The sequence below is a fragment of the Micromonospora sp. BS32 genome (assembly GCF_059089345.1).
The window spans coordinates 1-26,543 of sequence record NZ_JBSSHR010000004.1; the positions used below are offsets into that span (position 1 = coordinate 1).

The 26,543-nt window shown below is 71.3% G+C and carries 27 protein-coding genes and 1 pseudogene; 12 read left to right on the forward strand and 16 right to left on the reverse strand.

From position 1 onward, the window contains the following. Positions 1-137: 137 nt before the first annotated feature. Together AC5RWQ_RS07590 and AC5RWQ_RS07595 are read right to left on the reverse strand one after the other, a co-directional pair. Positions 138-992: a hypothetical protein gene (locus tag AC5RWQ_RS07590; RefSeq protein ID WP_494282039.1), complete on the reverse strand. Its 855-nt coding sequence runs from the start codon at positions 990-992 to the stop codon at positions 138-140. A gap of 31 nt (positions 993-1,023) precedes the next feature. Beyond that, entirely contained in the window at positions 1,024-2,874 is a 1,851-nt protein-coding gene (locus AC5RWQ_RS07595; protein WP_494282040.1) for a phosphoenolpyruvate carboxykinase (GTP), read from the reverse strand. A 476-nt stretch (positions 2,875-3,350) separates the two neighbouring features. On the opposite strand from AC5RWQ_RS07595, the gene AC5RWQ_RS07600 reads away from it, so the two are divergent. Next, entirely contained in the window at positions 3,351-3,887 is a 537-nt protein-coding gene (locus AC5RWQ_RS07600; RefSeq protein ID WP_494282373.1) for a GtrA family protein, read from the forward strand. A 62-nt stretch (positions 3,888-3,949) separates the two neighbouring features. Next, entirely contained in the window at positions 3,950-4,663 is a 714-nt protein-coding gene (locus AC5RWQ_RS07605) for a GtrA family protein (protein ID WP_494282041.1), read from the forward strand. An 87-nt stretch (positions 4,664-4,750) separates the two neighbouring features. Here the strand turns inward: AC5RWQ_RS07605 and AC5RWQ_RS07610 are convergent, their stop codons facing one another. Next, on the reverse strand, positions 4,751-5,323 hold the full coding sequence (locus AC5RWQ_RS07610) for a PH domain-containing protein (RefSeq protein WP_494282042.1): 573 nt from the start codon (positions 5,321-5,323) through the stop codon (positions 4,751-4,753). Between the two features lie 116 nt (positions 5,324-5,439). Next, a complete protein-coding gene (locus AC5RWQ_RS07615) occupies positions 5,440-6,315 on the reverse strand; it encodes a biotin--[acetyl-CoA-carboxylase] ligase (protein WP_494282043.1) in 876 nt (291 codons plus the stop codon). Between the two features lie 73 nt (positions 6,316-6,388). Between AC5RWQ_RS07615 and AC5RWQ_RS07620 the strand changes: the two genes are divergently transcribed. Then, positions 6,389-7,972 (forward strand): acyl-CoA carboxylase subunit beta, encoded by a 1,584-nt coding sequence (locus AC5RWQ_RS07620; protein ID WP_494282044.1) that lies wholly within the window; start codon positions 6,389-6,391, stop codon positions 7,970-7,972. 88 nt (positions 7,973-8,060) lie between these two features. Here AC5RWQ_RS07620 and AC5RWQ_RS07625 read toward each other — a convergent pair whose 3' ends face one another. The 5 genes and pseudogenes from AC5RWQ_RS07625 to AC5RWQ_RS07645 form a co-directional block, all read right to left on the reverse strand. Continuing rightward, entirely contained in the window at positions 8,061-8,930 is an 870-nt protein-coding gene (locus AC5RWQ_RS07625; RefSeq protein ID WP_494282045.1) for a hypothetical protein, read from the reverse strand. Further along, positions 8,927-9,421, reverse strand: a complete 495-nt coding sequence (locus AC5RWQ_RS07630; RefSeq protein WP_334485085.1) for a SigE family RNA polymerase sigma factor — start codon at positions 9,419-9,421, stop codon at positions 8,927-8,929. The genes AC5RWQ_RS07625 and AC5RWQ_RS07630 overlap by 4 nt, the downstream gene beginning before the upstream one ends. Before the next feature lie 62 nt (positions 9,422-9,483). Then, positions 9,484-10,467, reverse strand: coding sequence for a ketopantoate reductase family protein (locus AC5RWQ_RS07635; protein WP_494282374.1), 984 nt, complete (start codon positions 10,465-10,467; stop codon positions 9,484-9,486). A gap of 4 nt (positions 10,468-10,471) precedes the next feature. Beyond that, positions 10,472-10,687, reverse strand: coding sequence for a hypothetical protein (locus AC5RWQ_RS07640; RefSeq protein ID WP_494282390.1), 216 nt, complete (start codon positions 10,685-10,687; stop codon positions 10,472-10,474). Between the two features lie 53 nt (positions 10,688-10,740). Continuing rightward, positions 10,741-10,956 (reverse strand): annotated as a pseudogene (locus tag AC5RWQ_RS07645) (class I SAM-dependent methyltransferase); the annotation flags it as partial. On the opposite strand from AC5RWQ_RS07645, the gene AC5RWQ_RS07650 reads away from it, so the two are divergent. Next, positions 10,855-11,103 carry a hypothetical protein gene (locus AC5RWQ_RS07650; protein WP_494282391.1) on the forward strand — a complete coding sequence of 83 codons (249 nt, stop codon included), beginning with the start codon at positions 10,855-10,857 and terminating at the stop codon, positions 11,101-11,103. The pseudogene AC5RWQ_RS07645 and the gene AC5RWQ_RS07650 overlap by 102 nt on opposite strands. A gap of 40 nt (positions 11,104-11,143) precedes the next feature. Here AC5RWQ_RS07650 and AC5RWQ_RS07655 read toward each other — a convergent pair whose 3' ends face one another. Then, a complete protein-coding gene (locus AC5RWQ_RS07655) occupies positions 11,144-11,887 on the reverse strand; it encodes a M50 family metallopeptidase (protein ID WP_494282046.1) in 744 nt (247 codons plus the stop codon). Positions 11,888-11,987: 100 nt separating this feature from the next. Between AC5RWQ_RS07655 and AC5RWQ_RS07660 the strand changes: the two genes are divergently transcribed. Then, positions 11,988-12,539 carry a Uma2 family endonuclease gene (locus tag AC5RWQ_RS07660; protein WP_494282047.1) on the forward strand — a complete coding sequence of 184 codons (552 nt, stop codon included), beginning with the start codon at positions 11,988-11,990 and terminating at the stop codon, positions 12,537-12,539. A 125-nt stretch (positions 12,540-12,664) separates the two neighbouring features. After that, positions 12,665-13,417, forward strand: coding sequence for a GH25 family lysozyme (locus AC5RWQ_RS07665; RefSeq protein WP_334485065.1), 753 nt, complete (start codon positions 12,665-12,667; stop codon positions 13,415-13,417). 91 nt (positions 13,418-13,508) lie between these two features. On the opposite strand, the gene AC5RWQ_RS07670 is transcribed toward AC5RWQ_RS07665, so the two are convergent. Beyond that, positions 13,509-13,739 carry a hypothetical protein gene (locus tag AC5RWQ_RS07670; protein ID WP_494282048.1) on the reverse strand — a complete coding sequence of 77 codons (231 nt, stop codon included), beginning with the start codon at positions 13,737-13,739 and terminating at the stop codon, positions 13,509-13,511. 90 nt (positions 13,740-13,829) lie between these two features. Then, positions 13,830-15,752 carry a serine/threonine-protein kinase gene (locus tag AC5RWQ_RS07675; RefSeq protein ID WP_494282049.1) on the reverse strand — a complete coding sequence of 641 codons (1,923 nt, stop codon included), beginning with the start codon at positions 15,750-15,752 and terminating at the stop codon, positions 13,830-13,832. Between the two features lie 91 nt (positions 15,753-15,843). Between AC5RWQ_RS07675 and AC5RWQ_RS07680 the strand changes: the two genes are divergently transcribed. From AC5RWQ_RS07680 to AC5RWQ_RS07700, 5 genes are all read left to right on the forward strand, one after another. Further along, positions 15,844-16,056 carry an acyl-CoA carboxylase subunit epsilon gene (locus tag AC5RWQ_RS07680; protein WP_494282050.1) on the forward strand — a complete coding sequence of 71 codons (213 nt, stop codon included), beginning with the start codon at positions 15,844-15,846 and terminating at the stop codon, positions 16,054-16,056. Positions 16,057-16,170: 114 nt separating this feature from the next. Further along, the gene (locus AC5RWQ_RS07685; protein WP_494282051.1) at positions 16,171-16,623 is read left to right on the forward strand and encodes a hypothetical protein; all 453 of its coding nucleotides are present in this window, start codon (positions 16,171-16,173) and stop codon (positions 16,621-16,623) included. Between the two features lie 1,477 nt (positions 16,624-18,100). Beyond that, complete coding sequence (mycP, locus tag AC5RWQ_RS07690) at positions 18,101-19,240, forward strand: type VII secretion-associated serine protease mycosin (RefSeq protein ID WP_494282052.1); 1,140 nt, start codon at positions 18,101-18,103, stop codon at positions 19,238-19,240. 10 nt (positions 19,241-19,250) lie between these two features. Next, positions 19,251-19,907, forward strand: coding sequence for a Maf family protein (locus tag AC5RWQ_RS07695; protein ID WP_494282053.1), 657 nt, complete (start codon positions 19,251-19,253; stop codon positions 19,905-19,907). Between the two features lie 9 nt (positions 19,908-19,916). Next, the gene (locus tag AC5RWQ_RS07700; RefSeq protein ID WP_494282054.1) at positions 19,917-20,570 is read left to right on the forward strand and encodes an O-methyltransferase; all 654 of its coding nucleotides are present in this window, start codon (positions 19,917-19,919) and stop codon (positions 20,568-20,570) included. Positions 20,571-20,583: 13 nt separating this feature from the next. Here AC5RWQ_RS07700 and AC5RWQ_RS07705 read toward each other — a convergent pair whose 3' ends face one another. The 4 genes from AC5RWQ_RS07705 to AC5RWQ_RS07720 form a co-directional block, all read right to left on the reverse strand. Next, on the reverse strand, positions 20,584-21,855 hold the full coding sequence (locus tag AC5RWQ_RS07705) for an MFS transporter (RefSeq protein WP_494282055.1): 1,272 nt from the start codon (positions 21,853-21,855) through the stop codon (positions 20,584-20,586). Between the two features lie 60 nt (positions 21,856-21,915). After that, positions 21,916-22,671: an ABC transporter permease gene (locus tag AC5RWQ_RS07710; protein WP_334485047.1), complete on the reverse strand. Its 756-nt coding sequence runs from the start codon at positions 22,669-22,671 to the stop codon at positions 21,916-21,918. Positions 22,672-22,689: 18 nt separating this feature from the next. Beyond that, complete coding sequence (locus AC5RWQ_RS07715; RefSeq protein WP_494282056.1) at positions 22,690-23,649, reverse strand: ATP-binding cassette domain-containing protein; 960 nt, start codon at positions 23,647-23,649, stop codon at positions 22,690-22,692. A 124-nt stretch (positions 23,650-23,773) separates the two neighbouring features. Beyond that, entirely contained in the window at positions 23,774-24,400 is a 627-nt protein-coding gene (locus AC5RWQ_RS07720; protein WP_494282057.1) for a PadR family transcriptional regulator, read from the reverse strand. 129 nt (positions 24,401-24,529) lie between these two features. On the opposite strand from AC5RWQ_RS07720, the gene AC5RWQ_RS07725 reads away from it, so the two are divergent. Continuing rightward, positions 24,530-26,281 carry an acetyl/propionyl/methylcrotonyl-CoA carboxylase subunit alpha gene (locus AC5RWQ_RS07725; RefSeq protein WP_494282058.1) on the forward strand — a complete coding sequence of 584 codons (1,752 nt, stop codon included), beginning with the start codon at positions 24,530-24,532 and terminating at the stop codon, positions 26,279-26,281. The last annotated feature ends 262 nt before the right edge of the window (positions 26,282-26,543 follow it).

Here is a 26,543-nt window from a genome sequence, read left to right on the forward strand (position 1 = left end):
ATCCTGCCCGCCCCCACCCACCCATCACCCCGTTGATCAAGGAGTTTGTGCCTGGATCGGGCCGGTTCGGGTGCCCAAACACCTTGATCAACGGCGAGGAGGGCGGGGGTGGGAGGGGGAGGTGGGAGGTGAGGGGGTCAGGGTGGGCTGGATTCGGCTCGGGCGGCGCGCCAGAGGCCGTAGAGGGCGAGCAGGGCTGCGGCCAGGAGTGGGGCGCCGTCGCGGACCAGGCCGTCGACGCCGAGCAGCCACCAGCAGAGCGGCAGGTCGACGGCGAGCACGGCGAGGGTGATGCCGACCAGCAGCCGGCGGGCCCAGCGCCGGCCGCGCATGAGGAAGGCGGTGCAGAAGAGCACCGCGTAGCTGGCCACGATGCCGGCCAGGAACCAGAGCAGCACCGCCGGCACCGCGGCCAGCCGCCCGTCGAGGACGGCGCCCCCGGCGATCAGCGCGGGCACCAGCATCAGCGGGCTGTACGTGAACGCGGCGACCCGGCTGGTCAGCAGCCAGCCGGTGACCGGCGGCCGCTTCGGGGCGACCTCCCGCCAGGTGATCGTTCCGCCCTCGACGACCAGGCCCTTGCGGTGCCGGACCAGGTGCCCGCCGACCGCGTCCGAGCGGTAGAGCAGCGCGACCACGCTGACGCAGAGGGCAGTGAGCAGCGCGAAGCCGAGCAGACCGGGCAGCGGCGGCACGCCCTGCCGGGGCACCACCAGCCGGCCGACGGCGAAGACGGTGGTGACGGCGAGGATCAACCCGAACGGCCTCGCCACCGTACGACCGCGGTTGACGTGCCCGATGAGCACCAGGAAGCCGAGCGAGCGCAGCATCGCCCAGCCGGTGCGTACCGCCAGGCCGAAGCCCTGCTCCGGGGCGTACCACCAGTTGAGCAGCTCGACCACGACGGTGGCCGCCGCGGTCACGGCGAGCAGGGTGGTCAGCGCCCGGACGGCGGACGGCCGCCGGACCTCAGTCTCGGCGGCCGTCCTCATGGGATCCGTTGTTGCCCTGCGCGGGCGTCCGTCACACCTGCTTCTGCGGCTGCTCCGCGTCGAGGCGGGCCCGCAGCGCGTCCAGCTCGGCCCAGAGCACGCCAGGCAGCTTGTCGCCGAACTTCTCGAACCACTCGGTGACCAGCGGGAGCTCCTTGCGCCACTCCTCCGGGTCCACCTTGAGCGCGATCCGGACGTCCTCCGGGGTCATGTCCAGGCCCTCGACGTCCAGCGCGTCCTGCGCCGGCACCATGCCGATCGGGGTCTCGATGGCGTCGCCCCGACCCTCGATGCGCTCGATGACCCACTTGAGCACCCGGGAGTTCTCGCCGAAGCCCGGCCAGAGGAAGTTGCCCTCGGCGTCCTTGCGGAACCAGTTCACGTAGTAGATCTTGGGCAGCTTGGCCTCGTCGCCGTCGACGCCCTTGCCCATCTCGATCCAGTGCCGGAAGTAGTCGCCGGCGTGGTAGCCGATGAACGGCAGCATGGCCATCGGGTCGCGGCGGACCACACCGACCGCGCCGGACGCGGCGGCGGTGGTCTCCGAGGAGAGCGTCGCGCCCATGTAGACGCCGTGCACCCAGTCGCGGGCCTCGGTGACCAGCGGGATGGTGTCCCGCCGACGACCGCCGAAGAGGATCGCGTCGATCGGCACGCCGTTCGGGTTGTAGTAGTCCTCGGCGAGGATCGGGCACTGGGTGATCGGGGTGCAGAACCGGCTGTTCGCGTGGGAGGAGAGCTCGCCGCTCTCCGGCGTCCAGTCGTTGCCCTTCCAGTCGATCAGGTGCGCCGGCGGCTCGCCCATGCCCTCCCACCAGATGTCGCCGTCGTCGGTGAGGGCCACGTTGGTGAAGATGGAGTTGCCGCGGTCCAGCGTCCGCATGGCGTTGGCGTTGGTCTTCCAGTCGGTGCCGGGCGCGACGCCGAAGAGGCCGTACTCCGGGTTCACCGCGTAGAGGCGGCCGTCCTCCCCGAAGCGCATCCAGGCGATGTCGTCGCCGATGGTCTCGACCTTCCAGCCCGGGATGGTCGGCTCCAGCATGGCGAGGTTGGTCTTGCCGCAGGCGGACGGGAACGCGCCGGCGACGTGGTAGACCTTGCCCTCCGGCGAGGTGATCTTGAGGATCAGCATGTGCTCGGCGAGCCAGCCCTCGTCGCGCCCCATCACGCTGGCGATCCGCAGCGAGTAGCACTTCTTGCCGAGCAGCGAGTTGCCGCCGTAGCCGGAGCCGAAGGACCAGATCTCCCGGCTCTCCGGGAAGTGCGAGATGTACTTGGTCTCGTTGCACGGCCAGGCCACGTCCTGCTGGCCGGGGGCGAGCGGGGCGCCGATCGAGTGCAGCGCGTGCACGAAGTCGGCGTCGTCGCCCATCGCCTCGAGGACCTTGGCGCCCATCCGGGTCATGATGCGCATCGAGGCGACCACGTACGGGCTGTCGGTGATCTCGACGCCGAACATGGGGTTCTCGGCCTCTACCGGGCCCATGCAGAAGGGGATGACGTACATGGTGCGTCCGCGCATGCTGCCGCGGTACAGCTCGGTCATCGTCCGCTTCATCTCGGCCGGCGCCATCCAGTTGTTGGTGGGGCCGGCGTCCGCCTCGTCGACGGAGCAGATGAAGGTGCGCTCCTCGACCCGGGCGACGTCCGTCGGGTCGGTGCGCGCGTAGAACGAGTTGGGCTTCTTCTCCGGGTTCAGCCGGACCAGCGTGCCGTTCTCCACCAGCTCGTCGGTGAGGCGCCGCCACTCCTCATCGGACCCGTCCACCCAGACCACCCGGTCAGGGGTGGTCAGTTCCGCGACTTCTCTGACCCAGGCGAGCAGCTTGGGGTGGGTCGTCGGGGCCTGATCGATACCCCGCACAGTAGCCGGAGCAACCATGACACATCTCCTTGTGGTCGACGCTGACCGATCTATGGGATGCACGAGTTTTGGCGGGCGCGGGCCGCGTCGCCTTCGTGGAAACCTTGGGATTGGGCTCAGCGTAAACCGGGCCGAGCCGCGAGTCAGTGGGACTGGTTGTGAAGAACTGCACAAGGTACGGCCCGGCTGCGGCATCACGAGCTGATACCCGCTTTCGCGCGCAGTTTCACGCAAATCCTTCGAGGAACTGTCGCGGAGCGGGAGATCGGACGATGCGGAACAGCGGAACCGGACGTCGGGTGTCGGGTGCCCCGATTCCGTCGGCGCATCCGCGAACCATCCACGAAGGGTTACGATCTGCTCACCACCGGGAGCCTCCCGACACCCGGGTCGGCCCGCCGCGAGCGCGGCGTGCCCACGACCTCCGGGCCGCTGGGTCATTGCTCCCCTTCCGGCGTGCCCTCAACCGGTACGCTCGGCGGGTGGCCGCGACGATGACCGGGGACCAACCGAGCTCCCCGCCGACCCGCCCGGGTCTGGTCCGCGCACTGCTGGACCGTTTCGGTCACCTCATCCGCGAGCTGAGCAAGTTCGCCACGGTGGGTGGCATCGCCTTCCTCATCGACTTCGCGCTCTTCAACTACCTGACGACGGTCCGGGGGATCGAGCAGGTGACCGCGAAGACGATCTCCACCGTCATCGCGGCGAGCGTCGCCTTCCTCGGCAACCGGTTCTGGACGTGGCGGCACCGCCAGCGCTCCAACCCGGCCCGCGAGTACGCGCTCTTCTTTCTCTTCAACGCGGTGGGCCTGGGCATCGCGGTGGCCTGCCTGGCGATCAGCCGGTACGGCCTGGGCAGCATCTGGCCGGAGGTCTTCCAGACCCCGCTGGCCGACAACATCGCCAGCTTCATCATCGGCACAGGGCTGGGGACGCTGTTCCGATTCTGGTCGTACCGACGGTTCGTCTTCGTGGATACGGGAACCCCCGGTGTTCCGGAGGCGGCCCCCGACCGGGCGTCCGGGGCGTGACCTGCCGCCCATCCAGTCCCGCCGGCCCCGGCTGGCCCGTCTACTGCCCTAAGGTGTTCCGCATGCGTCTTGTCCGTCTGCTGCCCGAGCGCTGGCAGAAGTTCATCCACGAGGCGCTCAAATTCGGCATCGTCGGGGGCATCAACACCGCGATCAATTACGCGGTGTTCAATGCGCTCGCACTCACGGTCTTTGTCGACGGTCAACTGAAGGCGACGGTCATCGCCACCACCGTGGCGACGATCACGTCGTATCTGATGAATCGGCACTGGACATACCGTGATCGACCGAAATCGGCCCTGAGGCGCGAATACGCCCTCTTTTTCCTCTTCAACGGGGCCGGCCTGCTGATTGAACTCGGCGTCCTCGCCGCCGCCAAGTACGGCCTGGGCGTGAACAGCCTGCTGGCATTGAACGTGGCGAAGACCGGCGGCGTCGTGCTCGGCACGCTGTTCCGGTTCTGGTCATACCGGACCTTCGTCTTCCAGCCGGTCCCGCAGCACGCCGAGGAGAACTGGCACACCATTCAGCGGGACGAGTGGGACACCATGGCCGAGATGGACCCGGTGGCCGAGCTGGCCGAGTCGGTCAGCGAACTGGAGGAGGCCCAGGAGCAGCCGGGCCAGCGCGACGGCGCCACCGCCGGGCAGGCCTTCACGCAGCCCAGGAGCCGTCCGGCCCCGCTGGACGCGGGCCTGGGCGGCACCATCGGCGCGGACCTGGACGCGGAACTGGCGGCCGAGCTGCACGCCGGCACGCGCCGTCCCCGCAGCTGACCCACCCGGGGCCCGTCCCCACGCACGACGCCGACGTGGCGGTGTCCGAACCTCTCGGACACCGCCACGTCGTGGATACGGGGGAAATCAGCTGGTGGAGTCGCGCAGCGGCTTGCCGTCGCGCATGTCCGCGAGGATCTCGCGCATCTCGCCGTCGCCCAGGGTGTGCTTGTCGTGCTGCGCCTCGACCAGCTCGTAGAGGGTGGTCTGCACCCGGTCGACCCGCGGGACGTCGCGCAGCACCGACTGGCCGCGCTCGCCGGCCGACTCGATGGTGAGGGTGCCGCAGCCGAGCAGCCGCTCCAGGAAGCGCTGGCTCATCGAGTGGTCGTTGATCCGGGCCAGCGGCAGGTCCCGGCGGTGCCGGGAGAAGACGCCCTCCTGGAGCAGCACCCGCTCGTTGGTGAACAGGTAGTGGGTGGTGCGCCAGACCAGGAACGGCCACAGCGCCAGCCAGAACGCCAGCACCAGGGCCAGGCCGGCGATCACGTACGGCGCGATCGTGGCGCCGTCGCCCTCCGGCAGGAGGAGCCAGCCCGCCACCACGGCAGCGACGCCGAGGAGCACCACCAGGATCGGCCGCAGCAGCGCCTTCCAGTGCGGGTGCAGGTGCAGGACGACGTGCTCGTCCTCGGTGAGCACGTCTTCGGGGAACGCCACGGGAACCTCCATCGCCAGAACCGGACGCGCTGACCGTAACCGGTACCGGCGACCGGACGGATCAGCCGCGCGGCTTCCATCGCCCCCGGCGCCCGAACCGCCCGCCGCGCCGAAGATCAGCGCAGGTGCAGAACGTCCCCGGCGGCCACCCGCCGCTCCCCGGCGGACGTGTCGACCACCAGCCGGCCGTCGGCGTCCACCTCGGTGGCCAGGCCGGTCAGCTCCGCGCCGTCGGGCAGCAGCACCCGGACCCGCCGGCCGATCGTGTCGCAGGAGTCCAGGTACGCCTCGCGCAGCCCGCAGGCCTGCGCGTCCCCGCCCGCGACGCGCCAGCGGTCGTACCAGTCGGCGAGCGAGCGGAGCAGGGCCCGCAGCAGGGGGTCCCGGTCGGTGGCGGTGGCGCCCGCCAGTTGCAGCGAGGTGGCCGGCAGCCCGGTCGGGTTCTCCGGCAGCTCGTCAGCGCGCAACGTGACGTTGAGGCCGACGCCGAGCACGATCGCGGGCGGCTGCGCCGGTGATGTCCCCGGCACCGCCTCGGCGAGGATGCCGGCGCACTTGGCCTCGCCGACCAGCAGGTCGTTGGGCCACTTCAGACCGGCCTCCAACTCGGCCAGCCGGGTCACCACCTCGACCAGCGCGACGCCGGCGAGCAGCGGCAGCCAGCCGTACCCGGTGGCGGGGGCCGGCGGCCAGCCGCGCGCGGCGTCGGCCTCGCCCGGCCGGAGCAGGACGCTGGTCGCGATGCCCGCGCGGGCCGGCGACTGCCAGACCCGGCCGCGCCGGCCCCGGCCGGCGGTCTGCCGCTCGGCGACCACCACCAGGCCCTCCGGCTCGCCGGCGCGGGCGGCCGCCACCGCGTCGGCGTTGGTCGAGCCGGTCTCGACCCGCAGGTCCAGCCGGCGCCACGGGCCCAGCGGCGCGGTCAACGCGCGGCTCAGCCGCGCCGCCGACAGCGGCGGGCGGTCCAGATCGGTGTACGGCGAGCCCGGCATTACGACAGCCTACGGGCGGCACTGAGGCGTACTGCACAGCGGCGGAGTCCTGAACCATCGTTATATTCCCTGGGTGACTACCGAGACCGGGATCAACATCCACAGCACTGCGGGCAAGCTGGCGGACCTGGAGCGACGGGTCGACGGGGCGGTGCACGCCGGGTCGGCGCGCGCGGTCGAGAAGCAGCACGCGAGGGGCAAGAAGACCGCACGCGAGCGGATCGAGCTGCTGCTCGACGAGGGCTCCTTCGTCGAACTGGACGAGCTGGCCCGCCACCGGTCGACGGCCTTCGGGCTGGAGAAGAACCGGCCGTACGGCGACGGCGTGGTGACCGGCTACGGCACCGTGGACGGCCGGCAGGTCTGCGTCTTCGCCCAGGACTTCACAGTCTTCGGCGGCTCCCTCGGCGAGGTCTTCGGCGAGAAGATCGTCAAGGTGATGGACCTGGCCATGAAGATCGGCTGCCCGGTCGTCGGGATCAACGACTCCGGCGGCGCCCGCATCCAGGAGGGCGTCGCCTCGCTCGGCCTCTACGGCGAGATCTTCTTCCGCAACGTCCGGGCCAGCGGCGTCATCCCGCAGATCTCCCTGATCATGGGCCCGTGCGCGGGCGGCGCGGTCTACTCCCCGGCGGTCACCGACTTCACCGTGATGGTCGACCAGACCTCGCACATGTTCATCACCGGCCCGGACGTCATCAAGACGGTCACCGGCGAGGACGTGGCGATGGAGGAGCTGGGCGGCGCCCGCACCCACAACTCGCGCAGCGGCAACGCGCACTACCTGGCCACCGACGAGTCCGACGCGATCGACTACGTCAAGGCGCTGCTGTCGTACCTGCCGTCGAACAACCTCGACGAGCCGGTCGTCTACGAGGCCCCCGCCGACCTCGACATCTCCGAGGAAGATCGGGAGCTGGACACGCTGATCCCCGACTCGGCCAACCAGCCGTACGACATGCACCGGGTGATCGAGCACGTCCTCGACGACGGCGAGTTCCTGGAGGTCCAGCCGCTCTACGCGCAGAACCTGCTGATCGGCTACGGCCGGGTCGAGGGACGCCCGGTCGGCGTGGTCGCCAACCAGCCGATGCACTTCGCCGGCACGCTCGACATCGCCGCCTCGGAGAAGGCCGCCCGTTTCGTGCGGACCTGCGACGCCTTCAACATCCCGGTGCTGACCTTCGTGGACGTGCCCGGCTTCCTGCCCGGCACCGGCCAGGAGTGGGACGGCATCATCCGTCGCGGCGCGAAGCTCATCTACGCGTACGCCGAGGCCACCGTCCCGAAGGTCACCGTGATCACCCGCAAGGCCTACGGCGGCGCGTACGACGTGATGGGCTCCAAGCACCTCGGCGCGGACCTGAACTTCGCCTGGCCGACCGCGCAGATCGCGGTGATGGGCGCGCAGGGCGCGGTGAACATCCTCTACCGCTCGGAGCTGGCGAACGCCGAGGACCCGGCCGCCGTCCGGGCCGAGAAGATCGCCGAGTACGAGGACACCCTGGCCAACCCGTACATCGCCGCCGAGCGCGGGTACGTCGACAGCGTCATCCCGCCGCACGAGACCCGGACCCAGATCGTCCGGGCGCTGCGGGTGCTGCGCACCAAGCGGGAGACGCTGCCGCCGAAGAAGCACGGCAACATCCCGCTCTGAGCGGCGCTGTGGGATCCGCGTGTCGCCGGGGTCGCCGTCTCCCGTACCGGCTACTCCGGCGACGCGCGGATCTCGCCGGTCGAGCAGTTCAGCAGGGCGGGTTGGCGCCCGCACACATCCGGCGTGCGGCAGCCGCACCGAGTCGAAGCAGCTCCTGCTCAGTGGTGGACCGGCCCGGCATGAGCACCGTCACCAGGTCACCGACCCGGACCACCGCCAGGGTGTCCGGTTTCGGTGGGTCAGCGGCTTCCGGGCCGACGATCCCATCCCCCGCCCGGGCAGTGTGGTGCAGCAGTACGGACTCGTCGCCGGCGAAGTTCCGGCTGGGCGTCTGGAAGCGGTGCGTCGTCTCGGTCGTGATCGGTCTGCCCTGCCGCTCGCCCGGCCGCACCTCACGCCATTCGGCGCATGCGGCGATCCGCCGGTCCAGGTCCGCGAAGAAGCTGCCGGCGAACTGTGGGGTGACCCGGTAGAGGTCCTGTGCGACGAGGATGTCGCTGAGCGGATGCTCCCCGCCGCCGGCCCGCTGCCGCAGCAGTGTCTGCGAACGCGACGCCCGCGCCTCCTCGCCGGTCAGGCCCGGAAGGCGCTCCCGCGCGCACCGGTCCAGCGGGTCCATGACATCGACCGTCCCACCCAGACCGGACTCGCTGAGTTCGAGATCGACCTTTGTCGCCAGGTCCGCCTGCTGCAACAGCGCCTCCCGGGGAATCTCCGCCCGGGTGACCGGCGCGAGCGGCTGCGGCGCGGACGCCATCGGCTGCGGCGCGGGCTCCACCGGCCGCCCGGCCAACGCGTACGTGGAGCCGGACAGCACGACGAGCACGGCGGCCGCAGCCAGCACCGCCGTACGTCGGCTGCGCCGTCGGGCCCGGCCGCGGATCTCGGCCGGTTCAGGCCAGCGGACCCCACCCAGGTCCCGGTGCACCCGGTCGACGAAGCTCAGATCCTCGCTCATCGGGCCTCCTCCAGGTCAGCGGCGGCGAGCAGTCCGGCGAGCGCGGCGCGCCCCCGGGAGAGCCGGGCCTTGACCGTGCCGACGGGGGCCTCGGTCTGCCGGGCGACCTCGGCGACGGGCATGCCGAGCAGGTAGTACAGGGCGAGCGCGACGCGCTGTTCCTCGGGCAGCCGGCGCAGGGCGGCGACCACCTCGACGGTGTCGGTGCCGGGGCCGGGCACGCTCTCCTGCGCCCCGTGCCGCAGGTAGGCCCGGGCGCGGCTGCGCAGGTGGCGCCACCGGCTGACCGCGATCCGACTGGCCACCACGCGTACCCACGCCTCCGGGTCGTCGTACCCGCCCACCGTCGACCAGCGCTGCCACGCCCGGATGTACGCCTCCTGCACCGCGTCCTGGGCTTCCGCCAGGTCGCCGGTCAGCACGTAGACGTAGCCGAGCAGTCGTTGCCGGCTGCCCCGGTAGAACTCGTCGAACCCGTCGACGTCCGGCACCTGTAGCCTCCCCGTGGTCGATCGCAGGTGACACGCCTGGCGGGTGCGGCGCGGTTGCCCGATCAGCCGATCACTTTGATCAGCTCGTCGGCGGGAAAGTCGCCGGCCGGGATCCGTTCCCGCACCGCGCGTCGTACCGCCTGCTGGACGGCGAGATTGGCCGGGGTCGGCACACCGTGCCGCCGGCCGAGCAGGACGATCTCCCCGTTGAGGTGGTCGGCCTCCGTGGAGCCGGTGCCCCGGGCCAGGCTCTGCCAGGTGGAGCTGCCGCTGCGCGGCTGGCCGGCGACCGGGCGCAGACCCACCCGGTCACCCCGCTCGGCCGCCTCCTCCGCGCGGCTGGTGTGCGCGATCCCGGCCGCGGCGAGGGCCCCCTCACCCTCGGCCCGGACCCGCTCCCGCAGGTCGTCCGGGACGTCCGGGCCGAGCAGCGCCTGAAGACCGTTGCCGAGGTTGGCCAGGAGCTTGCCGTACTTCCAGCGCATCACGTCCTCGCGCACCCGCGCGACGAAGCCGGCGGCGGCCAGGTCGGCGGCGACCGCGCGGTCGGTGGCGTCCACCCCGGACGGATACCGGCCGAGATGCAGCATCCCCGGGTACGGGTGCCCGTTGGCGACGATCACGCCCGGTTCGAGGTGGGTGGCGGGCAGCCAGACGCAGACGCCGTGCACATCGGCGAAGAGTCGCAGCGCGGCCGGCTCGTTGGCCACGCCGTTCTGCGCGGTGAACAGCGGTAGCCGCTCCCCCGCCGTACCGCCGCCGGCGACCGGGGCGTCGGCCCAGGCGTCGAGCGCCGCTGCGGTGTCCTGAGACTTCACCGTGAGCACGAGGACGGTGTCGGCCGGCAGTGGCCGCTCACCCGGGCCGTCCAGGGCCTCCCCGCGCCAGGTTGCCTCGGCCTCGGGCCGGCGCAGGGTGAGACCGCGCCGCCGGATCGCGTCCAGGTGCGCGCCGCGGGCCACCAGCGTCACGTCGTGGCCGGCCTCCCCCAGCCGTACGCCGATGGTGCCCCCGACCGCGCCCGCCCCGATGATCAGATATCGCACCGGCTCATTCTGCCGGTACGGCCAGCGCGGCGAGATGGACCAGCCAGCGCTGCCCGACCGGCGAGACGCCCCGCTCCAGCCGCAGCGGGGTGAAACCGGCGCCCGCGAGCAGCGCCGTCGACCCGTCGGCGTCGTAGCGGGCGAAGAACCGGTCGACGTCCTCGCCCGGCCAGCTGTCCCAGGTCTCCCCGGCGCCCTCCTGCAACGAGACCAGCAGCACCCCGCCCGCCGGAGCACCCGCCGCATCTCGGCCAGCGCCAACGGGGCGAGCGCCTTGGGCAGATGTAGCAGCGACGCCGAACACCAGACGCCGCCGAACTCGACGTCGGCGAAGGGCAGACGCAACATGTCCGCCTGCACCAGCGGGGCGGTGGTGGTGGTACGGGCGTGGTCGAGCATGCCCAGGGACAGGTCCAGCCCCACCACGGCCACGCCCCGATCCGCCCAGAAGGCCAGATCCCGGCCGACGCCGCAGCCCAGATCCAGCATCGGCCCCGCGCAGCGCTGGCGGAAGTCGTCGGCGAGCGCGAGATAGGGCGGCGGCACGGCGGCGTTGCGGGCGGCGAAGTCACCGGCGATCCGGTCGTACGCGGCGCGGTTGCGGGCGGTCAGCTCGTCCATGCCCGGCGAGAGTAGCGGCTGGGCTGAGCGACACCGCCCCGTCCGGCTAGAGGCGTCAGAGGGTCAGGCCGGCGTCGGTGAGGATCGGGCCGGCGAGCAGGGCCGCGCCGACAGCCAGGGCGAGCAGGTTGACCAGGCCGAAGAGGGTCACCCAGAAGAACGCGGGGAAGGGCGTCAGCCGGGCCAACTGGTCGGCGTCGGACTGGGGCATCCGGCCCCGGGAGCGCAGCCGTTGCAGCTCGAAGACCGGCCGTACGCCGCCGAACAGCAGGAACCAGACGCCGGTCCAGGCGAACGCTGCCTGCACCTGCGGTGAGGCGTACCAGGAGACGGCGAGCACCACTCCCCCGGTGACCAGCAGCGAGACGACGCCGAAGACGTTGCGGATCATCACCAGCATGGCCAGCAGCAGCGCCACGGCGACCCAGAGCAGCAGGGTGATCCGGTTGCCGCCGAGCAGCCAGGCGCCGGCGAGGCCCACCAACGACGGCGCGACGTACCCGGCGAGCAGGGTGAGGATCATGCCGGGACCGGTGGGGCGACCGGCGGAGAGGGTGAGGCCGGAGGTGTCCGAGTGCAGCCGGACCCCGTGCAGCCGGCGCCCGGTGAGCAGCGCCACCAGGGCGTGCCCGCCCTCGTGCGCGATGGTGACGGCGTTGCGGGCGACCCGCCAGGGCAGTCGGGTGGCGACCACCGCCAGCGCGACGACGGCGGTGAGCAGCACCAGCAGGGGCGGTGGGTCGGGTTGTGCGCTGAAGAGCTTGTCCCAGAGGCCACCGAGGCCGTCGATCGACACCATGGGCGGGGAGCCTACCGGCCGAAGCGGTGTCGCCGCCCGGGCGCGGGCTCGTATCGTGTGAGACTGACCGGGTGGCGATCGGAGCGGGAGGTGGACGCCGGTGAGCGCGGCTCCCCTGGAACACCACGTCGGCCTCTGGACCGAGGCCGACTACCTCGCCATGGGCGAGACCCCGAACCGGATCGAACTGCTCGACGGGAGCCTGCTCGTGAGCCCTGCCCCGAGTCGACGGCACCAGCGGGTGGCGCGGCGACTGGCGAACAGCATCGAGGCAGTAGCAGAGCCGCAGGGACTCTCGGTGTTTGATGCGGTCAACGTTCGCCTCGGTGTGGACCGGATCGTCGTTCCGGACCTCGTCGTCACCGACGCCGATGACGACGGGACGTTTCTCGACGCAGGCCAGGTGTTTCTCATCGGTGAGATCGTGTCTCCGGGCAACGCCGCAGCCGACCGGGTGATCAAGATGCAGCTCTACGCGATCGCGCGCATCCCGTGGTATCTACTGGTCGAGCAGGACGGCGACAGCCATTCACTGCGGCTGTACCGGCTTGAGGGCGGGCACTACGTCGAGGACCGGGTGGCGAAGGCCGGCGAGGTCCTGGCCATCACCGAGCCGATCCGCTGGCAGCTAGACCCCGCAACGCTGCGCTGACCGGAACCGACCAGCCATCCGTCGGAACGGTGGCCGTCGATGAAAATTTCCTTGACCCCTCTTGCGATCAAGGGCAACTACCTCCAAGGATTGGCGTCAATCGATCGGCGTCCTCGGAGGCATCCATGACCCGTACCAGATTCTCGCTGCGCCGGCTGCTCGCCGCCGGCCTCACCGTCGCCGCCACCGCGGCGGCGGCCCTCGTCGTCACCGCCGCACCGGCGGCCGCGGCCACCACTCCCGGCATCGACGTCTCCCGCTACCAGGGCACCATCAACTGGACCAGCGTCCGCAACGCGGGCATCCAGTTCGCCTTCATCAAGGCCACCGAAGGTACGAGCTACAAGGACGCCAACTTCAACACCAACTACGTCAACGCCTACTACGCCGGGGTGATCCGCGGGGCGTACCACTTCGCCCGGCCGAACATCTCCTCCGGGGCCACCCAGGCCGGCTACCTGGCCAGCAACGGCGGGGCCTGGTCGGCCGACAGCCGTACGCTGCCCGCGGCGCTCGACATCGAGGCCAACCCGTACAGCGGTGGCTACTGCTACGGCCTCACCACGTCCGGCATGCGCAGCTGGATCCAGGACTTCCTGAACACCTACCGGTCCCGCACCGGCCGGTACGCGGTCATCTACACCACCACCAGCTGGTGGAACCAGTGCACCGGCAGCTGGACCAGCCCGTGGGCCAACCACCCGCTCTGGCTGGCCCGCTGGTCGAGCACCCCGGGCACCCTGCCGGCCGGCGCCTCGGTCTGGAGCTTCTGGCAGTACACCAGCACCGGCAGCGTCTCCGGGATCAGCGGCAACGTCGACCGCAACTACTGGAACGGCGACCGGACCCGGCTGATCGCGCTGGCCAACAACACCTGACCGGCGCCGGACACAGGTCGGCGGCAGCGGGATCGGTCATCACCGTACGGTCGATGACTGGTCCGGCTGCCGCCGCCGTCCTATCCGAGGGTCAGGCCCGCCGTCGTGCCACCACCGGCACGGGCACGGCGTCCTCGCCGGCCAGCGCGTCACGTCGGCTGAGTTTCCAGGCGGCCACCCCGGCGGCGACCATCGTCGCCACGGCGAGCAGCGCCACCATCGCCGGCAGCCCGGCACTGACCATCAGCAGTACGACATCGCCGAGCGCGACCAGCATCCACAGTGCCACCCGCGGGCGGGTGTCCCTCCGTCGGTAACTCATGTCGTGCCTCCCTCCGTCGTCGAAGGTCAGATACCCCATACGACGGAGAGTCATGCGAATCAAATTCGCGGCAGCGCGATTCCCGCCCGGTCAGTTCACCCGGTCGGGCTGGAAACCCTTGACGATCTGGTCGAAGTTCGCCAGGTTGGCGTTCCACCGGGAGGTCGGGATCTCCCAGCGCAGGGCGTAGCCCCGGTTACTGGCGGTGGCGACCCCCCGGTTGCGGACGTGGATGCGTACCCCGTTCTGGGTCTCCAGCCAGTCCCAGTCCGCGCAGGTCCGGTACCAGTCGCACGCCTTGATGCCGATGAGGTCGTAGTTTTTGACGATGTTCTTCCGGTACGGTTCCTGCTCCCGCCAGTCCGCGACCGCGTCATCCTTCGGCGAGGAACCCCACTGGATCAGCAGCCTCCCCACGCCGCTGCTGGGCCGGAAGATGGCCGAGTTGTCCCTGCCCAGGCCGGTGAATCGCCAGCCCGGCGGAAGTTGAACCGAGAATTCAGACCGGCTGTACCGCGTCCAGCCCTCCGGCAGGGGCGCGTTGGTGCCGGTCGCGTCGGCGGCCGGCTGCGTGGGGCTCGGCGGGGCGGCGCTGCTCGTGGCGGGAGCGGGCGGCGGGGCGGCCGGCGGCGCAGAGGTGGGCGCCGAGGTCGACGGTGCCGTCGAGGCGGCGGAGGTCGCCCCGGCCTGCGGCGTGTCGCCACCCTTCGGGTCGTTGTCGCCGCTGGTCAGCAGCGGCACGGCGATCGCGAGGCCGACCAGCAGCACCGCCACCAGGGCGCCGATCAGCAGGTTGCGCCGACGGCGGTCGCGACTCTTTCCGTCGTACACCGAGCCGGGAACGCGCTCGGCGGGCGGCGCCGGCGGGCTGACCGGCGCGGGCATGACGGACGTGGGGTTGCTCGGCTTCGGCCGGTCGAGCTTGCTGGTCGGCTCGGCGTCGCCGGCCGGCGGGTCGACCTTCGCGGTCGGGCCGGCGTTGATGCCGACCGACGTCGCCGCGGGGGCTTCGTCGGCGGCCTGCGCGCCGGCCGCCGCAGCCGCGGCGCCCGCCGCGACCTGCGGCGCGGGGCTCTTCGCCTCGATGCTCTCCTCGGCCGGGCGCGGCGCCGGCACCAGCGGCGGACGCGGCTCGCGGGGACCGTTCGGCCCCGGCCGGCGTACGCCGTCGAGCAGCGAGATGCCCTTGGCCCGCTTGCCGCCGGCCCGGCGCAGCAGCCGCTCGGCCACCTCGGCGGTGATCCGCTCCTTCGGGTCCTTGCGGAGCAGCCCGTTCAGGACCGGCTTGAGCGGCCCGGCGTTCTTCGGCGGCGGCATCGGCTCGGTGGCCAGCGCGGCCAGGGTGGCGATCGCCGACGTCCGGGCGTACGGGGACTTCCCCTCGACCGCCGCGTAGAGGGTGGCGCCCAACGACCAGAGGTCTGCTTCCGGCCCGGTGGTGCCGTCCTTGGCCCGCTCCGGCGCGATGTACGCGGGCGAGCCCAGCACCATGCCGGTCCGGGTCACGTTCGGGTCACCCGGGATGGTGGCCAGCCCGAAATCGGTCAGCACCACCCGACCGTCGTCGCCGAGCAGCACGTTGCCGGGCTTGATGTCGCGGTGCATCACGCCGGCCTTGTGCGCCGCCTTCAACGCGCCGAGCACGCCGAGGCCGATCTCCACCGCCTTGGCCGGCGAGACCGGGCCGTCCTCGGTGAGGGTGTCCTGAAGGGACTTCGACGGCACGTACTCCATGACGATCCACGGGTCGCCGTCGGTGCGGAGCACGTCGAAGATGCGGACCACGTTGACGTTGTTGAGGCGGGCGATGGCCCGGGCCTCACGCAGCGAACGTTCCCGCATCTCCCGGCGCTCTTCGTCGGTGAGGCTGGGCGGCGGGACGAGCTCCTTGATGGCGACGTCCCGGTGCAGCACCTCGTCCCTCGCCTTCCAGACCCGGCCCATGCCGCCCTGACCGAGCGGCGACAGTAGCCGGTATCGGTCAGCGACAAGTTGGGGAAGCGCGTTGGACATCGGTGAGACGGTACCCGGCGCCGGCAATGCTCACACCGCCGGCACGCCACTGTGCGGTGAAGGTCAACATCCCGACGCGTACGCTGGCGCCATGTCTGCCGATGAGCCGCTGTTCCGGGTCGTCCGAGGCGTCCCCACCGCCGATGAGCTGGCCGCGCTGGTCGGCGTCATCCTGGGCCGATCCCGTCCCGCCGCCGCGCCCGCACCGGTGGCCACCTCCGCGTGGTCGCGCAGCGGCCGACCGTCCGGCGCGACGCCCGCCGCCGGCGCGGGCGCGTGGCGCGTCTCCGGTCTGCCGCGCTGACCCTTCCCCGGTACGCCCCGACTGAGCTGTCAGTAGCTCGCTGGGACTGCCGAGATCGCGGCGCAGCCATTAACCTCACTCAGGGAAACGGGGCCGTGACGGTAAGGAGGGTCGATGATCCCGGAGGAGGAGCGCCCAGCTGCCTGGCTGCGCGACTACGGCGGCATCGAGGCCGACATCCGCCAGATGCGCGAGTTCGCCGACCGGCTCCAGGCCGAGGTCGAACGGAACTACGCGCCACACCTGACCTACATCGCCGACGACATGACAGCCGCCATCCCCAACCCGTGTGACGCGTTCGTGGAGCTGGTGCAGTTCCTCCAGGCGCACCACGAGACGCAGAAGGCCACCGCCGACATGGTCTGGTCGATGGGTGGCGCCACCGGCCAGCTGGCCTCGGCGGCCGGCACGGTCGCCGCGCACTACGAGGGCTCCGACGCATTCGCGCTGGCCAAGGTCGCTGACGTACGACGAGCGCTCGCCGACCCGTACGCCGTGATGCCGGAGCATCGGCCCGTGCTGCACGATCCCACCGACCCGGAGAGCGGGCCGGTGGTGCTGCCGTGATCGAGAGGGGCAGCGGCCGGACCTCCGGCCTCACCGACTGGCAGTTGATGGACGTGCTCAGCATGTGGGCCTGCCTTCAGGACCACGACACGACGGGTCACTGGAAGCAGGTCGCCGGGTGGCGCAAGATCTGCGACCTCGCGCTGACCCACCTCAGCCGGCTCCGCGAATACCGCCGTGGACTGGCCGAGGCGTGGCCGCCGGAGACCAACGCCGCCGCGCGGGCCTACGTCAGCGAACTCGACACCCTCATCGACAAGGTGCAACGCACCCACGACGCGGCCGCCGCCAACCACGACGCGCTCGCCGCGGCCACCCGGGCCATCGACAGCAGCCGCCCCGAACTCAAGCAGGTGTACGAGGAGTACACGACCAAACTCCAGCAGAAGCGGTCGTACGAGGCGACCGCCGCCGACCCGAAGGCGGTCGCGGGTAGCCGGGTCGTGGACCCGCCGGTGACGGACGCGGAGTTGGAGCAGCTCAACGTACGGGCGCGCGGGATCATGTTCGGGTTGAGCGGCGAACTGCAGCAGGCACAGGTGATGCTCCGACAGCCTCCGCCCCGACCCTGGTCGCCTATTCAGCATGACAATCCTGATGTTTACAGCGTCAGCTCGGCAGCCCCCATCATTCCCCCTATTGTCACGGTGCCGATAGCGCCGGCAGGTGGAGCGACTCCGCTCAGCAGGCAAAGCGAAGCTGCCCGGCCAGTACCAGTTGCGACGGCTCCGACTCAGGGGCCAGTTCTTGGCGCCGCTCCGGTCCAGGGGAACGGACCCGTCCTTGGATCGGCGGGCCCCGGGTTAGCGCCGACGCCGGTCAACCCAGGCTCGCCTGCCCTCACTCCGCTTACCCCGTCCTCGGGTCCCAGCGTAAGCCTGCCCTCGAGTCTCCCACCGCTCTCCGGGCCAACCGGGCGCGGTTCTAACTCAGGCCCGACGAGAGGCCATCCTGGTCCACTTGGCGAGAGACTGCCGCACATTAGTCCGCCACGCCCGATGCAGCCGGGCGGTCTCATCGGCGGCCCCCCGAACATGGGTATCGGCCAAGCAAGTGGCGGTGGTGCCGCTACTCCCCGTCGGGTCAATCCAGTGGGTGGCGTCATCGGAGGTGGCGCTGCGGGCACGGCCCCGAGCGGCGCGGCGGGCTCGCGCCCAGGAGCCGGACGCGCTTCCCAACTCGGCGGGATGCAGGGCACGCCACCAATCGGCGGAGCACCGGGCATAGGCGGGAGTGGAGTCGGCAAAAGCGGCGGCCCCTATGGCATGAGTGGAACGGGACAGCGCATCGGCGGGACATCCGGAAACCCGACCCGGCCAGATCCCAATGAGGGCGAGTCACGCCGTTGGGATCCCGACCATCCATGGGAAGTGGATGAGGGCGTGAGCCCGGTGGTCCGGCCACCGGATGACCATGGGCCCATGGACCCGGGGCCCGCTATTGGCTTCGAACGGTGATGCGACGCTACGCCAGATGCATGCTCGCCGCCCTAGTGATCTCGGGTACGAACTTACTGCCAATCACGCCAGACCACGCGGTGGCGGCACGTACCGGTGAGGAGCGAATACGCGGCGATCAGTGGCACTTGCGGTATTTAAGAGCGGCAGAGGCGCATCGAATAAGTGAGGGCAATGGCGTAACCGTCGCAGTACCAGACACAGGCGTCGATCCGCACCCTGACCTGATTCGCAACTTGCTTTCCGGAGTCGACGTGATTCCTGGCGGAAGCGGTGATGGACGCCTAGACAGGGACAGCCACGGCACTTCGATGGCCGGCCTGATAGCTGCTCACGGCAGAGACAACGGGATCGGGGCGCTGGGTATTGCCCCTAAGGCAAAGGTTCTACCAATCTATGGCATACCGGCCAACTCTCAAGGAGATAGCAACGGGCTCGCCGCCGGCATCGAGTGGGCGACAGCCCATGGAGCAGACGTAATCAGCGTTTCGGGAGTCACTGGAGACACTGCCCGACTTAGACAGTCCGTGAGCGCTGCGCTTGACGCAGATGTCGTCGTAGTAGCAGGGGTTGGCAATCGGCCAGAAAGCACCCGGGTCGACTACCCGGCTGCTTATGAAGGAGTCATAGCAGTTGCTGGCGTAGACCGGAACGGAAGGCACGCAAGCATCTCTGTTACCGGGCCAGAGGTTGACCTTACCGCGCCCGCTGTGGACATATACAGCACCAGCTTCAACGGAAAGTATTCCAAAGGAACCGGAACGTCGAGCGCAACCGCGATCGTCGCGGGAGCCGTAGCCCTGATCCGATCCAAATACCCCGACATGCCAGCCAGCGAGGTCGCTCACCGGCTGACTGCCACCGCCATTGACAAGGGACCGCCCGGCCGGGACGACGATTACGGCTACGGAGTGATCGACCTGGTCGCCGCGCTGACCGCCGACATCCCCCCGGAAAAGCCAGCCCCTGCGACAAGCGTCCCCGTAACCACCAGCCCGGAGACGACGGCGATCGCCGGACCGGCGGGCAACGAGGACGGCGGCGGCGCGACCGCGCGCGGCCTGGCCACCCTCACCGCGATCGTCGTGGCCGGCGGCGGCTACCTGTTCTGGCGGCGGCGTCGACGTGCCGACGACCCGCCGCCGAGGATCAGCCGGTAGCGTCGGCGACGTGTCGAACTCCCTGCCGCTGCGCCTTGTGCTCGCCTCCCAGAGTCCCGCTCGCCGCAAGCTCCTCCAGGCCGCCGGGATCGAACCCGACGTGCTGGTGAGCGGCGTCGACGAGTCCCAGGTGGTCGCCGAGCGGGCGGAGGATCTCTGCCTGGAACTGGCCAGGTTGAAGGCGCGTGCCGTGCTGGACCGGTTGCGCCCCAGCCCGGACGAGCGGACGTTGGTGCTGGGCTGCGACTCGGTGCTCGCCTTCGACGGGGAGATCCTCGGCAAGCCGGAGGACGCCGCCGACGCGACCCGCCGGTGGCAGCGGATGCGCGGTCGCAGCGGGGTGCTGCACACCGGGCACAGCCTGATCGACGTGACGCACGAGGCGCGCGCGGAGGCGGTCGCCTCGACCACGGTGCACTTCGCCGACATCAGCGACGCGGAGATCGCGGCGTACGTGGCCACGGGCGAGCCGCTGGCGGTGGCCGGCGCGTTCACCATCGACGGGATCGGCGGGGCGTTCCTCACCGGCATCGAGGGTGACCCGGGCACCGTGGTGGGACTCTCCCTGCCGCTGCTGCGTCAACTCCTGAACGACCTGGACCTCAGCATCACCGACCTGTGGACGAAGGTCGCGCCGGGCGGCCAGGAGGTCGAGCATGTGGGTTAGCGTCCGGTCATGACCACCAAGCCGCTGCCGCTCACTCCGGAACTGCACGCCTACCTCGTCGCGCACGGCTCCCCGCCGGACGAGATCGTCCGCGACCTGGCCGCGGAGACGCTCGCCATGCTGCCGGACCAGGCGACGATGCAGGTCGCGCCGGAGCAGGCGGCGTTCCTGACGTTCCTCACCCGGCTGCTCGGCGTGCGGCAGGCGGTCGAGGTGGGCACCTTCACCGGGTTGTCGTCGCTGGCGATCGCCCGGGGCCTGCCCGAGGACGGCCGGCTGACCTGCTTCGACATCTCCGAGGAGTACACCGGGATCGCCCGGTCGTACTGGGCGCGCGCGGGCGTCGCCGAGCGGATCGACCTGCGCATCGGGCCGGCCGCGGACCGGCTGCGGGAGCTGCCTCGGGAGCGCTACCTGGACTTGGCGTTCATCGACGCCGACAAGACCGGGTACCCGATCTACTGGGACGAGCTGGTGCCCCGGATGCGGCCGGGTGCGGTGATCGCCGTGGACAACACCCTGCGCGGCGGGCGGGTCATCGCGCCGCAGAACGCCGACGATCGGGCGATCGCCGCGTTCAACGACGAGGTGCTGGCCGACGTCCGCGTCGAGGCGGTCATGCTTCCCCTCGCCGACGGGGTGACCCTCGCCCGGGTGCTCTGATCCCCGACCCTGGTCACGCGCCGACGGTGGCCGGCATCCGGTCGGCGGCGGCCGGCGGCGCGGCCCGCAGTGCCCGGCCGAGCCGCACGGTGAGCAGCACGGCCGCGACGATGAAGCCGGGTAGCGCGAGGAAGGCCAGGTGGGGTCCGACCCCGTCGGCCACCGCGCCCAGCGCCACCGGCGCGATCCCGAATCCCACCCCCATGGAGTACGACGACCAGCCGGCCGCCTTGTCGGCGGCCGGCCCGGCCACGGCCAGCGCGATCGAGATCGCCAGCGGGTAGTGCAGCGCGTTGCCCAACCCGAGCACGACCAGCCCGGTGACCGCGAGCCAGCCGACCGGCGCCAGCCAGAACAGGGTGAACCCGACCAGCGACACGGTCAGGGCGCCGAGCAGCAGCGGCGCCGGCGGCCAGCGCAGCGCGATCCGGCCGCCGACCAGCCGGCCGAGGAACATGCCGCAGACGATCGCCGCGACGGCCGCCGAGGCGGCCGCGGCGGTCATCCCGGCGTGTGAGCGGAGCACGTCCGCGGTCCAGAGCGACAGGCAGACCTCGATCGACCCGGTGACCGACATCAACACCCAGGCGATCCAGTACGCCCTGGGCAGCCGCCCGGCCGGCGCGGGCCGCGCCGGGGCGGGCCGCCGGTGCGGTCGGGCGGGTTCGGCGGAGGCGGTCACCCGGACGGGGTCGTCGGCAGCCGCGGTAGCGGGGGCGGCCTGCGGCAGGCGTACCCGGAAGAGGCGGGCGGCGAGCGCGACCAGCGCGATCAGCCCGACCTCGACGGCCATTACCGGCCGCCAGCCGTAACCGGCGTCGACGCTGGCGCCGATGACCAGCGGGGCGAGGATGCCCATCCCGGCGCAAACGGCGTTGGCCTCGGTGAGCGCGCCCGGCGCGGCCGGGCCGTGCCGGGCGGTGAGCACCACGGCGACGCCGCTGATCACCATCATCCCGCCGGTGGCGATCACCACGACCGCGGCGAGGGTGGCGGGCAGCGGGTGCAGCAGGCCGAACGCGGTCACGCCGACGGCCAGGCCGGCCAGGCCGGTCCAGATGGCGACCCCGCGGCCGAGCCGGCGGGCGAGTGGGGCGAAGAGCGCCCCGCCGAGCAGCGCGCCGCCGGCGACGGCGGTGCTGTGCAGGCCCGCGACAGCGGCGCTGGTGCCCTGCTCGTCGCGGAGCAGCGGCACGACCGGGCCGAATCCGTAGAGGAAGAAGCCCCAGAGGCCGAGCTGGGCGTAGGTCAACCAGGTGGTGCTGTCACGGGTAAGGCGGGGCACTGGCCTTACGCTACAAGCGTCCGGCCGGTGCCCCGCCCCTGGTGAGAGGCAGCTCTCGCCTCAGCGCACGCTGCGGGCGAACTGCCGGGCGGCCCAGACCACCCCGGCGGCGGCGAGCACCGCGATGATCGTCAGCCCCTGCCAGACCTTGTCGTTGCCCAGGTCGCCGGCGAAGAGCGCCCGGGTGCCGTCGACCGCCCAGGAGAACGGGTTCCAGTCGGCGATGCCCTGCAACCAGCCGGGGGCGAAGGTCAGCGGCAGCAGGATGCCGGAGAGCAGCAGCACCGGCTGGGCGACGGTGTTCATCAGCGGGGCCAGCGCGTCCTCGCTCTTCACCTTGAGCGCGACGCCGTAGGAGACCGCCGAGGTCATCAGCGCGATCAGGGCCAGCATCAGGTACGCCAGCAGCAGGTCGCCGATGAAGACGCGCAGGTCGAACAGGAGCGCCAGCAGGGTGATGATCACCGCCTGCGCGATCAGCGAGACCACGTCCCGCAGGGAGCGGCCGAGCAGCAGGGCGAGCCGGCTGACCGGGGTGACTCGGGAGCGTTCGATGACGCCGGCGCGCAGCTCGGCGATCAGGCCGAAGCCCTGGAACAGGCCGCCGAAGATGGCCAGCAGCACCAGCAGGCCGGGGACGAAGATCTTGTAGGCGGCGGCCTGGGTGGGCGCGTTCAGCGCCGGCTTGAGCAGCGGGGCGAAGAGCAGCAGGTACATCACCGGCTGGAAGACGCCGACGAAGACCCAGACCGGGTTGCGCAGCAGCAGCTGGATCTGGCGCTCGAAGATGAGCCAGGTGTCACGGAGGAGCTTCATGGTCTTGTCTCCGGTGTCTCAGGACTCGCGCAGCGAGCGGCCGGTCTTGGTGAGGAAGACGTCGTCGAGGCTGGGGCGGTGCAGCTCGATGGAGCGCAGGTCCAGCCCGGCGTGGTCGAGTCGGCGCAGCACCTGCGGGATGGCGGTGGCGCCCTCGTCGACGTAGAGGCGCAGCCCGCCGCCGTCGGCGGTCTCCAGCTTGTTGACGTACGGCTCGGTGTCGAGCACGTCGGCCGCCTTGGGGGTGGTCGCCACGTCCAGGCCGACCAGCACCACGTCGCCGGAGATCTCCCGCTTCAGCTCGGCCGGGGTGCCCTCGGCGACCACCTCGCCGTGGTCCATGATCGCGATGCGGTCGCAGAGCGCGTCGGCCTCGTCGAGGTAGTGCGTGGTGATGAAGACGGTCATCCCCTCGGTACGCAGCCGGCGGATCTCGTCCCACATGTGGGCGCGGCTCTGCGGGTCGAGGCCGGTGGTCGGCTCGTCGAGGAAGACGACCTTCGGGTCGTGGATGATGCCGAGGGCGATCTCCACCCGGCGCCGCTGGCCGCCGGAGTACGTCTTGCACTTGCGGTCGGCGTACTCGGTGAGCTGGAACGCGTCCAGGGCCCGGGCGGCGCGGCGCTGGGCGTCGGCCTTGCCGATCCCGTACAGCCGGGCGTGCAGGACCAGCTCCTCCCGGGCGGTGGACTCGTCCCACGTGCTGCCGCCCTGCGGGACGTAGCCGATCCGCCGGCGGACCTCGGCCGGGTCCGTGCGCAGGTCGGCGCCGGCGATGGTGGCCTCGCCGCCGTCCGGCTCGATCAGCGTGGCGAGCATCCGCAGCGTGGTGGTCTTGCCGGCGCCGTTGGGGCCGAGGAACCCGAAGATCTCCCCCTCGGCGACCTCCAGGTTCACCCCCCGGACGGCGTCGACCGTCTTCGTCTGGCGACCCTCACGGGAGCGGAACGACTTCCGCAGCCCCCTGGTCTCGATCATGTTTGCTCCTGGTCGTCCGGGCCGGCCGCACCGACCGCCCTCCCCGGGGACGACGCCGGACGGCGTGCTCCCCCGTTGTGCCGCGAGTAGGCTAACGCGATATAGCTCTTGTGGTCAATGTTGATTATTGCGTGTCTCGACCGCGTACCGGCCGGCCGTCCGCCCAGCCCTGCCAGCCCTCCGCCTCCGTGAGTCCAGCAGGTAGGTACGACACCCCGGACTCGATCCGCTCGGCGATCCGCTCGCACCAGGCGATCTCCGCCTCCGCCCGGGCCGCCCAGAGCTCGAACATCCAGGCCACGTGCACCGGCTTGGTGTCGCGCATCCAGTCGGAGTCCAACGAGGCACGCATCGACTCGACACCGGCGCGGAGCAGGTTCGCCCGGTTGCGCAGCGCGGCCGTCGCCTCCTCGCGGGGCATCGCGGGCAGGAACGAGAACGCCGCGACGAACGGGTCCGGCGTCTCGTGCAGCTGCCACCACAGGCCCCGCAGCAGGGACTCGAACTCGTCCTCCCCCTTCGGGGTGACCTCGTACGTGGTCCGGGCCGGCCGGGCGCCCACCTGCTCGGTGGCGACCGTCCGGAGCAGCCCCTCCTCGGTGAGCTTGCGCAGCGCGTGGTAGATCGAGCCGGGCTGCACGTTGGCCCACCGGTCGGCGTTCCAGCTGAGCAGCTCGCGGCGCACGTCGTACCCGTGCACCGGCTGCATCCACCGGACCAGGCCGAGGATCATCATCCGAGTCGCAGACATCGGACAAGCGTAATAGCCAAGTTTGACTACCGCGCGGCGCCACAGTGCGGCATCCCACACTGAGCGATCGTTAGGGCGATCAGAGTGGCCGATACACTCCCGGCAACGAGCCTGGGAGGAGCCACCAAGGTGCGCAAGGTACTCATCGCCAACCGCGGAGAGATCGCCGTCCGCGTCATCCGCGCCTGCCGCGACGCCGGTCTGGGCAGCGTCGCCGTCTACGCCGACTCCGACCGGGACGCCCTGCACGCCACCCTGGCCGACGAGGCGTACGCCCTGGGCGGCGACACCGCGGCCGACACGTACCTGCGGATCGACAAGCTGATCGAGGTGGCCGCGAAGGCCGACGCCGACGCGGTGCACCCCGGCTACGGCTTCCTCTCCGAGAACGCCGACTTCGCCCAGGCCGTCATGGACGCCGGGCTGACCTGGATCGGCCCCACCCCGCAGGCGATCCGCGATCTCGGTGACAAGGTCACCGCCCGGCACATCGCCCAGCGCGCCGGCGCTCCCCTGGTGCCCGGCACCCCCGACCCGGTCTCCGGGCCGGACGAGGTGCTCGCCTTCGCCGTCGACCACGGCCTGCCGGTCGCCATCAAGGCGGCCTTCGGCGGCGGGGGACGCGGCCTCAAGGTGGCGCGCACCATGGAGGAGATCCCGCACCTGTTCGAGTCGGCCACCCGCGAGGCGGTCGCCGCGTTCGGCCGGGGCGAGTGCTTCGTCGAGCGCTACCTGGACAAGCCCCGCCACGTCGAGGCGCAGGTCCTGGCCGACCAGCACGGCAACGTGGTCGTGGTCGGCACCCGGGACTGCTCGCTGCAGCGCCGGCACCAGAAGCTGGTCGAGGAGGCCCCCGCGCCGTTCCTGACCGAGGCGCAGCGCGCCCAGATCCACGACAGCGCCAAGGCGATCTGCCGGGAGGCCGGCTACCACGGCGCCGGCACCGTGGAATACCTGGTCGGCGTGGACGGCACCATCTCCTTCCTGGAGGTCAACACGCGCCTGCAGGTGGAGCACCCGGTGACCGAGGAGACCGCCGGCATCGACCTGGTCCGCGAGCAGTTCCGGATCGCCGACGGGGAGAAGCTGCGGCTGGCCGAGGACCCGACGCCGCGCGGGCACTCCATCGAGTTCCGGATCAACGGCGAGGACCCGGGCCGCAACTTCCTGCCCGCCCCGGGCACGATCACCGCGCTGCGGCTGCCCACCGGCCCCGGCGTCCGGGTGGACACCGGCATCTCCGCCGGCGACGTGATCGGCGGCAACTTCGACTCGCTGCTGGCCAAGGTGATCATCACCGGGGAGACCCGGACCGAGGCGATCGAGCGGGCCCGCCGGGCGCTGGACGAGATGGTCGTCGAGGGCATGGCCACCGCGCTGCCGTTCCACCGGCTGGTGGTCCGTGACGAGGCGTTCACCGCCGAGCCGTTCGCCGTGCACACCCGGTGGATCGAGACCGAGTTCGACAACACCGTGCCGCCGTTCACCGCCACCGCGGGCGCCGCCGAGGCGCCGGCGGAGCGCGAGACCGTCGTGGTCGAGGTGGGTGGCAAGCGGCTGGAGGTCACCCTCCCCGCCGGCCTCGGCGCGGGTACGACCAGCGCCGCGACCGCCGCGAAGAAGCCGGCCCGCCGGGGCGGCGGGGCCAAGGCCGGTGCCACGGTCAGCGGTGACGCGCTCGCCTCCCCGATGCAGGGCACCATCGTCAAGATCGCTGTGGCCGAGGGGGACACCGTCGCCGAGGGCGATCTGGTGGTCGTCCTGGAGGCGATGAAGATGGAGCAGCCGCTGCACGCCCACAAGGCCGGTACGGTCAGCGGGCTCTCGGCCGAGGTCGGCGCGGTGATCACGGCCGGCGCCGCCATCTGCACCATCGCCTGACCGCTCAGCCGTCGACCCGACTGGGCCAGGGCAGGCGGACGGGGGCGAGCGGGGCCGCGCCAGCAGCCCGGATCGCCCCGCGGGGGAACACCACCGCGAGCGATATGACTGGGAGTCATGAATATGACCCTCAGTCATATCGCTCACTGCGGAATCCGCCGCTCGCTCCGACACGCCCGCCAGCGGACCCGGCAACGGGCCACCAACCGGCGGCCCGGCGAGTGGTTTGCCGCACCAGCGGCGGCGGGCGGGAACGGGAGCA

What these genes read in the sequence shown, in the direction of transcription:
- AC5RWQ_RS07670 (WP_494282048.1), bottom strand. Translation starts at nt 13,739, where the DNA reads ATGAGTTACCGACGGAGGGACACCCGCCCGCGGGTGGCACTGTGGATG.
- AC5RWQ_RS07595 (WP_494282040.1), bottom strand. Translation starts at nt 2,874, where the DNA reads ATGGTTGCTCCGGCTACTGTGCGGGGTATCGATCAGGCCCCGACGACC.
- AC5RWQ_RS07700 (WP_494282054.1), top strand. Translation starts at nt 19,917, where the DNA reads ATGACCACCAAGCCGCTGCCGCTCACTCCGGAACTGCACGCCTACCTC.
- AC5RWQ_RS07720 (WP_494282057.1), bottom strand. Translation starts at nt 24,400, where the DNA reads ATGTCTGCGACTCGGATGATGATCCTCGGCCTGGTCCGGTGGATGCAG.
- AC5RWQ_RS07680 (WP_494282050.1), top strand. Translation starts at nt 15,844, where the DNA reads ATGTCTGCCGATGAGCCGCTGTTCCGGGTCGTCCGAGGCGTCCCCACC.
- AC5RWQ_RS07625 (WP_494282045.1), bottom strand. Translation starts at nt 8,930, where the DNA reads ATGAGCGAGGATCTGAGCTTCGTCGACCGGGTGCACCGGGACCTGGGT.
- mycP (WP_494282052.1), top strand. Translation starts at nt 18,101, where the DNA reads ATGCTCGCCGCCCTAGTGATCTCGGGTACGAACTTACTGCCAATCACG.
- AC5RWQ_RS07715 (WP_494282056.1), bottom strand. Translation starts at nt 23,649, where the DNA reads ATGATCGAGACCAGGGGGCTGCGGAAGTCGTTCCGCTCCCGTGAGGGT.
- AC5RWQ_RS07600 (WP_494282373.1), top strand. Translation starts at nt 3,351, where the DNA reads ATGACCGGGGACCAACCGAGCTCCCCGCCGACCCGCCCGGGTCTGGTC.
- AC5RWQ_RS07590 (WP_494282039.1), bottom strand. Translation starts at nt 992, where the DNA reads ATGAGGACGGCCGCCGAGACTGAGGTCCGGCGGCCGTCCGCCGTCCGG.
- AC5RWQ_RS07675 (WP_494282049.1), bottom strand. Translation starts at nt 15,752, where the DNA reads ATGTCCAACGCGCTTCCCCAACTTGTCGCTGACCGATACCGGCTACTG.
- AC5RWQ_RS07615 (WP_494282043.1), bottom strand. Translation starts at nt 6,315, where the DNA reads ATGCCGGGCTCGCCGTACACCGATCTGGACCGCCCGCCGCTGTCGGCG.
- AC5RWQ_RS07655 (WP_494282046.1), bottom strand. Translation starts at nt 11,887, where the DNA reads ATGGTGTCGATCGACGGCCTCGGTGGCCTCTGGGACAAGCTCTTCAGC.
- AC5RWQ_RS07685 (WP_494282051.1), top strand. Translation starts at nt 16,171, where the DNA reads ATGATCCCGGAGGAGGAGCGCCCAGCTGCCTGGCTGCGCGACTACGGC.
- AC5RWQ_RS07665 (WP_334485065.1), top strand. Translation starts at nt 12,665, where the DNA reads ATGACCCGTACCAGATTCTCGCTGCGCCGGCTGCTCGCCGCCGGCCTC.
- AC5RWQ_RS07605 (WP_494282041.1), top strand. Translation starts at nt 3,950, where the DNA reads ATGCGTCTTGTCCGTCTGCTGCCCGAGCGCTGGCAGAAGTTCATCCAC.
- AC5RWQ_RS07710 (WP_334485047.1), bottom strand. Translation starts at nt 22,671, where the DNA reads ATGAAGCTCCTCCGTGACACCTGGCTCATCTTCGAGCGCCAGATCCAG.